Here is a 12471-nt window from a genome sequence, read left to right as displayed (position 1 = left end):
CTCTGGTATTCTCGTCGCCATGAAAAAAACTCTCCCTTTAAGCCTGATCGCAGCCCTCGGTGAAAACCGTGTGATCGGCGTCGACAACAGCATGCCCTGGCATTTGCCGGGGGATTTCAAATATTTCAAGGCCACCACCCTGGGCAAGCCGATCATCATGGGGCGCAAGACCTGGGACTCCCTCGGTCGACCGCTGCCAGGGCGCTTGAACCTGGTGGTTAGCCGTCAGACCGATCTGGCGCTTGAAGGTGCGGAAGTTTTTCCGTCGCTGGAGGCTGCGGTGGAGCGCGCCGAGGCGTGGGCACTGGAGCAGGGCGTGGACGAGCTGATGCTGATCGGCGGTGCACAGTTGTATGCGCAGGGGCTGGAGCAGGCGGATCGCCTGTATTTGACGCGGGTGGCGTTGAGTCCGGAGGGGGATGCTTGGTTTCCGGAGTTTGATTTGAACCAGTGGAGGCTGGTGTCGAACCGCGAGAACCCAGCGGAAGGCGACAAACCAGCTTACAACTTCGAAGTCTGGGAAAAAGCCTAAGAGCTTCGCGAGCAAGCCCGCTCCCACATTTGACCGAGTTCTAACATGAGAATGCGGTCAAAATGTGGGAGCGGGCTTGCTCGCGAATGGGGTCTATCAGGCCTGCGCTAACTCAGCATGCTCATCGGCATTCAACAGCGCTTTATCCGTCTGCCCCATGACCTGGCTGGTAATCGCCCCCGCCGTCATCGAACCATTCACGTTCAGCGCCGTACGACCCATGTCGATCAGCGGCTCTACGGAAATCAGCAACGCCACCAGTGACACCGGCAAGCCCATGGCCGGCAGTACGATCAGCGCGGCGAAGGTTGCACCGCCGCCCACGCCGGCAACGCCTGCCGAACTCAAGGTCACAATCGCCACCAGGGTCGCGATCCACAGCGGGTCCAGCGGGTTGATGCCCACGGTCGGCGCTACCATCACCGCCAACATCGCAGGATAAAGACCGGCGCAACCGTTCTGGCCGATGGTCGCGCCAAACGAGGCAGCAAACCCGGCGATGGACTGCGGGATGCCCAGGCGACGGGTCTGCGCTTCGATGCTTAGCGGGATCGCCGCCGCGCTGGAGCGGCTGGTGAAGGCAAAGGTCAGCACCGGCCACACTTTGCGGAAGAAACGCAGCGGGTTGATCCCGGCCACGGACAGCAGCAGGCCGTGCACCACGAACATCAGGCCGAGCGCCAGGTACGACACCACCACAAAACTGCCGAGCTTGATGATGTCTTGCAGGTTGGAACCGGCCACCACCTTGGTCATCAGCGCCAGTACGCCGTAGGGAGTGAGCTTCATTACCAGGCGCACCAGGCGCATTACCCAGGCTTGCAGGGTGTCGATGGCGTTAAGGACTTTCTGGCCTTTTTCCACGTCATCCTTGAGCAATTGCAGCGCGGCAACCCCCAAAAAGGCGGCGAAAATCACCACGCTGATGATCGAGGTCGGCTTGGCCCGGGCCAGGTCGGCAAACGGGTTGGCCGGCACAAATGACAGCAGCAGCTGCGGGATATTCAGGTCGGCGACCTTGCCCGCGTAATCACTCTGGATCACTTGCAGGCGCGCCATTTCCTGGGTGCCGGCCACCAGGCCCTCGGCGGTGAGGCCGAACAGGTTGGTCAGGCCAATACCGATCAGCGCCGCAATCGCCGTGGTGAACAGCAGTGTGCCGATGGTCAGGAAGCTGATCTTGCCCAGGGACGAGGCATTGTGCAGGCGTGCCACGGCGCTGAGGATCGAGGCAAATACCAGAGGGATCACGATCATTTGCAGCAGTTGCACATAGCCGTTGCCGACCAGGTCGAACCAGCCGATGGAGGCCTTGAGCACCGGGTTGCCATCGCCATAGATCGTGTGCAGAACGGTGCCGAACACCACACCGAGCACGAGGGCGAACAGCACCTTCTTGGCGAGGCTCCAGTTAGTACGACGGGTTTGTGCCAGGCCCAGCAACAGGGCCACGAACACCAGTAAGTTGAGAATCAGGGGCAGATTCATTGAAGCTCCGTTGAGAAGGCAGCCAATCGCGTGAGCCTGCGATTGCGAACCGGAAAGCCTAACAGCTTGAAATATATTGATTTAATACCGATATGGAATGGCGACTGTCGTTTTTGGAATAAGCGTTTGACGCTCAGGCACATGCCGTTGGCGCGATCACGACGCAAGCGGTCGCGCTCGGGCGATAACTGTCACAGGGATTTGTTAGCGTCGATGTCTTTCACTCAGGGAGAAACGTTTATGAAGCTCGCTTCGAGATTGTTTGCCGCCGCGCTGTGCCTTGGCCTTGCCGGCCAAACCATGGCCGCCACCGAGTTGAAACACTGGCCGGCCCCGGCCGCCAAGCAACTGAACGAAATGATCGCCGCCAACGCCAACAAGGGTAACTTCGCGGTGTTCGACATGGATAACACCAGTTACCGTTACGACCTCGAAGAATCCCTGCTGCCCTACATGGAAAACAAAGGCCTGATCACCCGCGACAGCCTTGATCCGTCGCTCAAGCTTATGCCGTTCAAAGACACCGCCGACCATAAGGAAAGTCTGTTCAGCTATTACTATCGCCTCTGCGAAGTGGACGACATGGTCTGCTACCCGTGGGTCGCCCAGGTGTTTTCGGGGTTCACCCTCAAGGAACTCAAAGTGCAGGTCGATGAGCTGATGGCTTCCGGCAAGCCCGTGCCCGTCAGCTATTTTGAAGGCGACGTGGTGAAAAAATCCGAAGTGCAACCGCCGAAAGTCTTCACCGGCCAGGCCGAGCTCTACAACAAGCTGATGGAAAACGGTATCGAGGTGTATGTGATGACCGCCGCCTCGGAAGAATTGGTGCGCATGGTCGCCGCCGATCCGAAGTACGGCTACAACGTCAAACCCGAGAACGTCATCGGCGTGACCACCCTGCTCAAAGACCGCAAGACCGGCGAGCTGACCACTGCGCGCAAACAGATCAGCGCTGGCAACTATGACGAGAAGGCCAACCTCGGCCTGGAACTCACCCCGTACCTGTGGACCCCGGCGACCTGGATGGCCGGTAAACACGCGGCGATCCTCACCTACATCGACGAATGGAAAAAGCCGGTACTGGTGGGTGGCGACACGCCGACCAGCGACGGCTACATGCTGTTTCACGATGTGGACGTGGCCAAGGGCGGCATCCACCTGTGGATCAACCGCAAGGACAAATACATGACCCAACTGAACGGCATGATCGCCAAGCACGCGGCGGCGCAGGCCAAGGAAGGGTTGCCGGTGACGGCGGACAAGAACTGGGTGATCGTCAAGCCTGACGAGATTCAGTAATACCGAGTCGCCCGCATCGCAGGCAAGCCAGCTCCCATACTTGATCGGGTTCACACGGTCAAAATGTGGGAGCTGGCTTGCCTGCGATAGCGACCTCAAAAACACCCAAAACCTCACAGCAAAAATAGATATCAATTGCGAACCAATCTCATCCTCTGCTAGCGTGCACGCCTCCTGAACCCTCCGTTCTTTTCAAGGTAGTGCTGTGTCCTCCTGGAATTCGCAGATCGCGCGCCTGTTCGCGGAGCAGAAGAAAGCCCTCGAAACCTTCGTCACCCGCCGCACTGGCAGCGCCCAGGTGGCTGCCGACCTGACCCAGGAATCGTTCCTGCGCCTGGCCCGCCTGGACTCCGGCGAGAAGATCGACAACCTCCCCGCGTTCCTCTTTACCATCGCCAGCAACCTGGTGCGTGACCACCAACGCCAGGCCATCCGCCGCGAGCGCCTGGACGCCGGTGAGCCCAGTGAAGAACTGCCGTGTACCAACCCTGGCGCCGATGAGCAATTGGCCGCCTATCAGCAGGAGCAATTGATGCAGGACGCGATCCTGGCGTTGCCCGAGGCGACTCGGCAGATCTTCCTGCTCTATCATGTCGACGAACTTTCCTACCGCGAGATTGGCGAACGCCTGTCGATCACCCCGCGCAGTGTGGAATACCAACTGCGTCGCGCCTTGATTGAATGCCGCGCCTACATCAAGACGCGGCTCGCCAGCGACACACAAGGACGTCGGTCATGATCGCTACACCTACTGCCGACGAATTGTTCGAAGAAGCGTCTGGCTGGTATTTCCGCCTACAGGCCGAAGATGTCACGGCCGCCGAAATGGACGCCTTTGCCGCCTGGCTCGGGCAGGGCCAGCCTCAAGATGACGCCTGGCAGGAAGTGCAGGCCATGCTCGGCGGTTTGCGTGAACCGGCGCGGGTGATCCGCCGTGCCGAACAGGCGGCCTGGCGCAAGCCGGTGCGACGCTGGGCCTGTGCGGCCGCCGTGCTGCTGGCGGTGGGGCTGACCGTACAGAACACCCCCTGGCTCGACCGCCTGCGCGCGGACTACGCCACCCGCACCGGCGAGTCGCGCACCGTCGAACTGGCCGATGGCTCCCAGTTGCAACTCAACACTGACAGCGCGATTCAAGTGCGCATGAGCGACGGTGAACGTCAGATTCGTCTGCTGCGTGGTGAAGGGTTTTTCAGCGTGACCAAGGACCCGGCAAGACCTTTCGTGGTGCAGTCCGGTGATGGCTGGGTGAAGGTGGTCGGCACCCAATTCAGTGTGGCGCGGCGCGATGCGCAGACGCGGGTGCAGGTGGCGCAGGGCAAAGTGCAGGTCAGTGCGGGCACTGGTGATCCGGTCTTCCTGGAGCCAGGCCGGGCGGTGGAGTATCAGGACCATCGCCTTGCCGAGGTCCACGGCTTCGACCCGGCCAGCGGTTTCGCCTGGCGCCAACGGCAACTGGTGTTCCGCCAGCAGCCACTGTCGGAAGTGGTCAGCGAGTTGAATCGCTACTGGCCCGGCAAGACTCTGGTGCTGGGGGAGGCGCTGCGCAATCGCGTGGTGTCTGGCGTGTTTGAAATCGACAAACCCGACGCCGTGATCAAGGCGCTGGAATACACCCTCAACCTGCAGGCTGAGCACTACACCCCGTATTTGCTGGTGTTGCGCGAAGGCAAAGCGTCCTGAGCACAATTTTCTCAAAATATTTTCAGGGTTTTCCCACAGGGCATCGTCCTTGATCACTGAGGCGTAAATAGTAAGCACTCTCAAGTAGTGCAGCGCCGATCACAGACTTTTTTGCACCGGGGAGCACCATCCATGGCACACCGATACGCCGCACGGCCCTTGCTGGCACTGGCCATTTCCTTGGCCTGCGGCACTGCACCGCTGTACTTGCAGGCCGCTGAGACCACTCAGGCACAGACCTACCGTTTTGATATTCCGGGGCAGAGCCTGGACGGTGCGCTGGCAGCGTTTTCGGCGGTGACACGGGTGCAGGTGTTGGTGTCGGGGGAGTTGACTCAAGGTGTTGTGTCACCGGGCGTGAAGGGCAACTTGGGGCAACGTGAAGCCTTGGGCCAACTGCTGGGCGGCACGGGGTTGAGCGCAGCGTTTATCAACGCGGATACCGTCACCCTGGAAAAGCGCGTGGACACAGGCGGCGCCCTTGAAGTCGGCGCCACCACCATCAGCGCCGAACGCCTGGGCACCACCACCGAAGGTACGGGGTCCTACACCACGGGCGCTGTGACCCTGGGCAAGGGCGAGCAGAAACTCAAGGACATCCCGCAGTCGGTCAGCGTCATGACCCGCAAGCAGATGGACGACCAGAACACCACCAAACTGTCCGAAGTGGTCAAGCGCACGCCCGGGCTGACGGCGACCAAATCTCCCGGCCCTGGCATGTTCATCTTCTCCCGTGGCTTTGAAATAGGCACCCTGCAATACGATGGCGTAGGTATCCCGCGCAACACCTACACGCTGGGTAGCTACCTCACCGAAAACATGGCGATCTACGACCGCGTCGAAACCCTGCGCGGCCCGGCCGCTTTGCTGCAAGGCGCCAACAGCCCCGGTGGCACCCTGAACCTGGTGCGCAAACGCGGCCAGCAGGCGCCGACCGTGACCATCACCGCCAAGGCCGGCTCATGGGACCACTACGGCACCCAAGTCGATGCTGGCGGCCCGCTCAACCCGGAAGGCACGTTGCGCGGCCGGTTTGTGGCGGATTACGACACCACCAACTCCTTCGTCGACTACGCGGGCGGCTGGAACCAGACCGTCTATGGCGCCGTCGACTACGACTTCACGCCAGACACTACCGTGGGCGTGGGCATCAGCAACCAGAAAGGCCACTCACGCCCCAACTTCATGTCGTTGCCCCGCTACGCCAATGGCAGCGATATCGGCCTGCCACGTTCGACCTTTGTCGGCGCCAGCTGGAACCGTGCCGTCAACAACCAGACTCAGGTGTTCGCCGACCTGGAGCATCGTTTCAACGATGACTGGAAAGTGAAGGCTGCGCTGGTGGCAATGGACGAACACAACGACGCGACCTACCAGGCGACGTGGGATACCGTCCCCAACCCCGGCGACACGGGCAATGTGCGCTACATCGACTGGGTGACCGACTTCAATACCAAAAGCCGCGGCGCGGATGTGTATGTCAACGGCAAGTTCGACGGCCTGGGGTTCCAACAGGAAATGGTCCTTGGCGCCAACTATTCCAAACTCACCACCGACGACCAGTGGGCGCGGGCGGCAACGAATGGCGCGGATATTTTCAACATCGACCACAACCGTGTGCAGCGCGACAAATACCAGTTGTTTCAGGCCGGGAACGCCTCGAAGAGCTGGTATGACATTCGCCAGAAAGGCATCTACGGCACCTGGCGCGTCAAGGTGCTGGACCCGCTGACGCTGATCCTCGGCGCGCGCACCAGTTGGTACGAGTACTCCTACATCGGTCAGGCTGGTCGCCAGGGCGTATACGGCGCTGCCGAGGATAGCACCACGCAAACATCCGGCAAGGTCACCCCGTATGCTGGCTTGGTCTATGCCCTGAACGATCAATGGTCGGCCTACGCCAGCTACGCCGATGCGTTCGAGCTGCAAACCAACCTGACCACCTCCGGCTCGCTGCTCAAGCCTATCGAGGGTAAGAACTACGAGCTGGGCATCAAGGGTGAACTGGCCGATGGTCGCCTCAACACCTCGTTTGCGATCTTCCGCTATGACCAGGAAAACCGTGCAGTCCAGGATCTGCAAGGGCCGATGAACTGCAATGGTTGGTACTGCTCGGTGGCGTCGGGCAAGGTCCGCAGCCAGGGCTTTGAAGCCACATTGGGCGGTGAAGTGCTGCCGGGTCTGCAACTGGTCTCCAGCTACACCTACAACACCACCAAGTTCCTCAAGGACGACACCTACGAAGGCAAGGTCTTCAGCACCTGGACGCCCAAGCACCTGCTCAAGGTGTGGGGCGATTATCAGTTGCCAGGGGACTGGCAGAAGGTCAGCGTCGGCGCTGGCGTGACGGCGCAAAGCAGCACCGTCGCCTACGATCGCACCTTCAGCGTGCCGGGCAATGCACTCTGGGATTCGCGGGTGGCCTACAAGATCAACCAGGAATTCACCGTCGCGGCGAACCTGAACAATATGTTCGACAAGAAGTACTACATCCCGGCTTACAACGCGAACTGGGGCAGCAACTACTATGGCGACCCGCGCAATGTGATGTTCACCATGACCTACACGCCGCAGTTCTGAGTGCAACCGGAATAAAAATGCCCCGCACGTGGCGGGGCATTTTCATAGGCTCAAACAACCCACGCTATCGCGCGTCACTTCACCGATTTCAGATGCCAGTTCCATTGCGCAACCAACGCGTTCTCACGCAATTTGATGAACAGCCCATAGTCGCTCAGGTACGCTGCCTGATAAGTCCAACCTTTCATCTGAATGCAGTCGAGTACCTTGGCTTGTCCCTTCAGGTCCAGGGTCAGGGTGGCAGCCGGGATTTCACGAGCGACCTTGCAGGTCACGGTTCTTGGTTCACTGGTCTCTGGCGAAGGACTGCCATCGGGGTTGATGGATTTTGACCATGTCTGGGTGTAGCTCACCTCACTGGCGAGGGGCAAGTTACGCCAATCGCCTTGAAAGCTCAGGCCAACCAAGAGGCGGGTCTTCACCTTGTCACTGCCGGTTTTGCGGTCGAGACCTTGGCTGTCCAGATCAAACAGGCCTTGGAAGGTCAGCTCCTGGTTAAAGCCGAGTGCCGAGTCGCGCGTTTGTACCAGCGTCTGGCCGGATGCGTTGTCGACACTGATAAATGCCTGTTTGGTCTGGTCGCCCACTCGGGTGTTGTTGAAGAGTACGGCGTCATAGTCATACGACAGCTCGCTCAGGGTGCGGGTTGGCGCAGGCAGGCCGAGCGCTCGGATGGCCGCCAACACGGCCGGGTTGGCATTGGTTGCGCTGGCAACGGGTGGCAATGGCTGGCGCGCCTTGAAAGCGGGTAAATGGGCCAGCTCCACCGGCGCCTGGCATAGAGCCTTGAAGAGCTGGGCATGTTCGCCGGAAGCTTGATCCAAGGCTTGCGGCTTGAATTGTCGACGGATTTCGCCGTTGATCATCTGGCGCGTTTCATCAAGGTTGAACTGGCTCATCAACGTAATGGTGCGTTGTGTGCAATCGAGCGTCAGCCGCTCCTGCCGTTGAGTAAACAACGATGCATTCTTGGCGACCTGATAGTGCAGGTAATCCTGGGCGGCCCAGGCGGATATCTGACTGCCTTGGCGCTGCACGCTGTTACGGTCGATCAGCAGCCAGCCCTGATCGGCAGAGGTTTGCAGCATCCGCCAGTCGGGGACGGGGCGTGCCTTGCATACGCTCTGCAATTGAGCGCTTTGCTGCAGTTGTTGGGCCTGTACCGTCGGCAGGTCGACGCCTGTTGCCGGTGAGGGAGTAAATGCCCGCAGGCCCGAGCGCGTGGGGTAGAACATTCTTCCAGGGCCTTGTGTGCAATAGGCGTCGAACTGCACAGAGATCGGGTTTTGCTGCAGATCGACGGAGTACGCGACCCTGTCGCCGTTGCGCAGGATGGTGTAGTCGAGCGCCGGCAGTGTCATGGCTTCGTTGAAGAGTGCCAGGCCTGGGTCCACCTGAGGCTTTTGCAGCGAGCTGCAACCGGCCAACGCCAATAGGGAAAGCGCCCATGCAGCCGGGTGTAGAGCGGTAGAGCGGGCATCCATGCGGGTAAGTTCCTTGAGAATACAGTTGCGCCTTTTATCGGCCGGCGTATGAAAAACTACAGCGTCAGAACGCCAGGCAAAAAAATGCCCCGCACGTGGCGGGGCATTTTTATGGGCGCAGCTTACAGACCGTCAAGCATCGCCTTGTTGCGCACAGCACCCTTGTCGGCACTGGTGGCCAGCAGGGCGTAGGCCTTCAACGCCGTGGTGACTTTGCGCGGACGCTTCTCCACTGGCTTCCAGCCTTTCTTGTCCTGCTCGACCCGGCGTGCGGCCAGTTCTTCATCGCTGATCAACAGGTTGATCGAACGGTTCGGAATGTCGATCAGCACCTTGTCGCCATCCTGCACTAGGCCAATCGCGCCACCGGCTGCGGCTTCTGGCGAAGCGTGGCCGATGGACAGGCCCGAAGTACCGCCAGAGAAACGGCCGTCGGTCAGCAGGGCGCAGGCTTTGCCCAGGCCTTTGGATTTCAGGTAGGACGTCGGGTACAGCATCTCCTGCATACCTGGGCCGCCTTTCGGGCCTTCGTAGCGGATGATCACGATGTCGCCTTCCTTCACTTCGTCGGCGAGGATGCCGCGAACCGAGCTGTCCTGGCTTTCGTAGATCTTGGCGCGACCTTCGAAGACGTGGATGGACTCATCCACACCGGCGGTTTTCACCACGCAGCCGTCGAGGGCGATGTTGCCGTACAGCACGGCCAGGCCGCCTTCTTGGGAGTAGGCGTGCTCGACACTGCGGATGCAGCCGTTTTCACGGTCGTCGTCCAGGGTGTCCCAACGGGTCGACTGGCTGAACGCAGTTTGCGTCGGGATACCCGCCGGGCCAGCCTTGAAGAAGGTGTGCACGGCTTCGTCGTCCGTCTGGGTGATGTCCCACTTGGCGATGCCTTCGGCGATGGATTTGCTGTGCACGGTCGGCAGGTCGGTGTGCAGCAGGCCGCCACGGGCCAGCGAACCGAGGATCGAGAAGATCCCGCCGGCGCGGTGCACGTCTTCCATGTGGTACTTCTGGATGTTCGGCGCGACTTTGCACAGCTGCGGCACGTGGCGGGACAGGCGGTCGATGTCGCGCAGGTCGAAGTCGATCTCGGCTTCCTGGGCCGCGGCCAGCAAGTGCAGGATGGTATTGGTGGAACCGCCCATGGCGATGTCCAGGGTCATGGCGTTTTCGAACGCCTTGAAGTTGGCGATGTTGCGCGGCAACACCGACTCATCGTTGTCGTGGTAGTAGCGCTTGCACAACTCGACGATGGTGCGGCCGGCCTGCAGGAACAGTTGTTCACGGTCGCTGTGGGTGGCGAGGGTGGAACCGTTGCCCGGCAAGGCCAGGCCCAGGGCTTCCACCAGGCAGTTCATCGAGTTGGCGGTGAACATGCCGGAGCACGAACCGCAGGTCGGGCAGGCGCTGCGCTCGTATTCCGCGACCTTCTCGTCAGAAGCGCTGGAATCGGCGGCGATGACCATGGCGTCGACCAGGTCCAGGCCGTGGGAGGCGAGCTTGGTCTTGCCGGCTTCCATCGGGCCGCCGGACACGAAGATCACCGGGATGTTCAGGCGCAGGGCGGCCATCAACATGCCAGGGGTGATTTTGTCGCAGTTGGAGATGCACACGATGGCGTCGGCGCAGTGGGCGTTGACCATGTATTCCACGGAGTCGGCGATGATCTCGCGGCTCGGCAGGGAATACAGCATGCCGTCATGGCCCATGGCGATGCCGTCATCCACGGCGATGGTGTTGAATTCCTTGGCGACACCGCCAGCGCGTTCGATCTCGCGGGCGACCAGTTGGCCCAGGTCCTTGAGGTGGACGTGGCCCGGTACGAACTGGGTGAACGAGTTGGCAATCGCGATGATCGGCTTCTTGAAGTCGTCATCTTTCATCCCCGTGGCACGCCACAGTGCGCGCGCGCCGGCCATGTTGCGGCCGTGGGTGGATGTTTTCGAGCGGTAATCTGGCATGGAGCACTCCGGGCGGCTAATCGGTATCAAAGGGGAGTGAGCTTCTATTGACGTCTGGAACACCCGAAAAATGGCCGTGTGTCCGGAAGTTGCCACTCGCGTCGCGGGATCGCCGCTTGCTTGGGCCTCGAGCTCATAAACCCGCCGGGGGATGACTGGCGATGAATAGGGCCGATTCTACACCGCTGGCGGCTGGAGGGAATGGCCGAAACCGTGAAGATAGCGGCTACGGGACGTGCGGGTGGCGCCGCGCCCATGCGTTCAAGACCAGGGCGACGATGCTCAGGATCAGAAAGCACAGACCCAGCGCCGTGCTCAGGTGGTGGGTAAAGGTGCTGATGAAGGCACTGATAAGGCCACCGGCAATGAACAGCACCGCTGCAACGGCTGATGCCGCCGTACCTGCATTGTCTGGAAACAAGCTCATGGCCTTAGAGTTAGAGATGGGCCGGGTGATGGTGGTGCCCGCCGTGCAGAGCAGCATGGGCACCAGCACGGTCGGGATTGATAGACCGAACTGATAGGCCAGGAACAACATGACCCCGCCCGATATTGCGATCAGCACCAGCCCGATGGCCATCTGGGTCGCAGCCGGTAGCCGTTTGTGCAGGAAACCTGCACAGATTCCGCCCATTACGTAAGCGGCGCCGTAGAGGAGCAAGGTCAGGGAGTACTCATGGGGCGACAGCTGCAACTGGTCCATGAAAATCAGCGGTGACACCACGATGAACGAGAAATGGCAGGCAAACGTAATGGCCGAGATCGTGGCATAGCTGGCGAAGTGGCGGTTGGCGAAGACCTTGGCGTAGGCCTTGAGCAGGCTCTGGTGGCTCAGTGCTGCTTGAGGCAAGCCGCCGTGGAGCAGCCGATGCGCCATGATCAAGGTTGCGGCACACAGCGCGATAAACGCATAGAAGCTGGCTTGCCATCCCCAGTGCAGTTGCAGCCATGCGCCCAGCAGCGGGGAAATCGATATGAAGATGCCTCCGGCCGTGACCATTGCGATCCGCAACCGCTCCTGTTCTCTGCCGAAGAACAGGTCTTGCACCAGTGCTTGGGACAATATGAAACCGCCGCAGCCCATGGCTTGGATAACACGGAAGAACAGAAATTGCGGCGTGTTGCTGGCCGCCAGGCACCCGGCCGCGCCAATGATTGCAACGGCCATGCTGGCCAATAGCAGCTTCTTGCGGCCGATCCGGTCGGACAGCGGGCCGATCAACAGCATGGAGCAGGAAAAACCGATGGCGAACAGGCTGACTGAGCGGGCGATCTGGGTGGTCGAGGTGGAGAAGTGTTCCGCCAGGGCGGGAAAGGAAGGCAGCACGACGTCAAGCGGGAAGACGCCCAGCAGGGTCATGGTCATCAGCCAGAAAACAATGAAGGGTTTTTCAGCGTGCGTGATTGCCGTCGACATGGGCGGGCCTCGATTCCGTGAGGC

The 12471-nt window shown here is 60.6% G+C and carries 9 protein-coding genes; 5 read left to right on the top strand and 4 right to left on the bottom strand.

What is annotated here, in order from left to right; translation table 11 throughout:
• Positions 1-19 precede the first annotated feature (19 nt).
• On the top strand, positions 20-532 hold the full coding sequence (locus tag ACP7BX_RS07655) for a dihydrofolate reductase (RefSeq protein WP_426127248.1): 513 nt from the start codon (positions 20-22) through the stop codon (positions 530-532).
• Between the two features lie 96 nt (positions 533-628).
• On the opposite strand, the gene ACP7BX_RS07650 is transcribed toward ACP7BX_RS07655, so the two are convergent.
• Positions 629-2020 carry an L-cystine transporter gene (locus tag ACP7BX_RS07650; protein WP_038850649.1) on the bottom strand — a complete coding sequence of 464 codons (1392 nt, stop codon included), beginning with the start codon at positions 2018-2020 and terminating at the stop codon, positions 629-631.
• A gap of 240 nt (positions 2021-2260) precedes the next feature.
• Here ACP7BX_RS07650 and ACP7BX_RS07645 point away from each other — a divergent pair, with 240 nt between their 5' ends.
• From ACP7BX_RS07645 to ACP7BX_RS07630, 4 genes are all read left to right on the top strand, one after another.
• Positions 2261-3319 (top strand): hypothetical protein, encoded by a 1059-nt coding sequence (locus tag ACP7BX_RS07645; RefSeq protein ID WP_038850646.1) that lies wholly within the window; start codon positions 2261-2263, stop codon positions 3317-3319.
• A gap of 205 nt (positions 3320-3524) precedes the next feature.
• On the top strand, positions 3525-4058 hold the full coding sequence (locus ACP7BX_RS07640) for an RNA polymerase sigma factor (RefSeq protein ID WP_426127250.1): 534 nt from the start codon (positions 3525-3527) through the stop codon (positions 4056-4058).
• Positions 4055-5002, top strand: coding sequence for a FecR family protein (locus tag ACP7BX_RS07635; protein ID WP_426127252.1), 948 nt, complete (start codon positions 4055-4057; stop codon positions 5000-5002). The genes ACP7BX_RS07640 and ACP7BX_RS07635 overlap by 4 nt, the downstream gene beginning before the upstream one ends.
• A 132-nt stretch (positions 5003-5134) precedes the next feature.
• A complete protein-coding gene (locus ACP7BX_RS07630) occupies positions 5135-7582 on the top strand; it encodes a TonB-dependent siderophore receptor (protein ID WP_426127253.1) in 2448 nt (815 codons plus the stop codon).
• A 74-nt stretch (positions 7583-7656) separates the two neighbouring features.
• On the opposite strand, the gene ACP7BX_RS07625 is transcribed toward ACP7BX_RS07630, so the two are convergent.
• The 3 genes from ACP7BX_RS07625 to ACP7BX_RS07615 all read right to left on the bottom strand — a co-directional run bounded on the left by ACP7BX_RS07625 (position 7657) and on the right by ACP7BX_RS07615 (position 12447).
• Positions 7657-9066 carry a surface-adhesin E family protein gene (locus ACP7BX_RS07625; RefSeq protein WP_426127255.1) on the bottom strand — a complete coding sequence of 470 codons (1410 nt, stop codon included), beginning with the start codon at positions 9064-9066 and terminating at the stop codon, positions 7657-7659.
• A 122-nt stretch (positions 9067-9188) separates the two neighbouring features.
• Positions 9189-11030, bottom strand: a complete 1842-nt coding sequence (gene ilvD, locus ACP7BX_RS07620) for a dihydroxy-acid dehydratase (protein WP_426127257.1) — start codon at positions 11028-11030, stop codon at positions 9189-9191.
• A gap of 226 nt (positions 11031-11256) precedes the next feature.
• The gene (locus ACP7BX_RS07615) at positions 11257-12447 is read right to left on the bottom strand and encodes an MFS transporter (RefSeq protein ID WP_426127259.1); all 1191 of its coding nucleotides are present in this window, start codon (positions 12445-12447) and stop codon (positions 11257-11259) included.
• Positions 12448-12471 lie beyond the last annotated feature (24 nt).

The organism is Pseudomonas sp. DWP3-1-3b3, assembly GCF_049896305.1.
Taxonomy (GTDB): Bacteria; Pseudomonadota; Gammaproteobacteria; order Pseudomonadales; family Pseudomonadaceae; genus Aquipseudomonas; species Aquipseudomonas azotoformans_A.
Note: the sequence above shows the minus strand (reverse complement) of the source record. Positions and strands in the feature narration are given on the sequence as shown.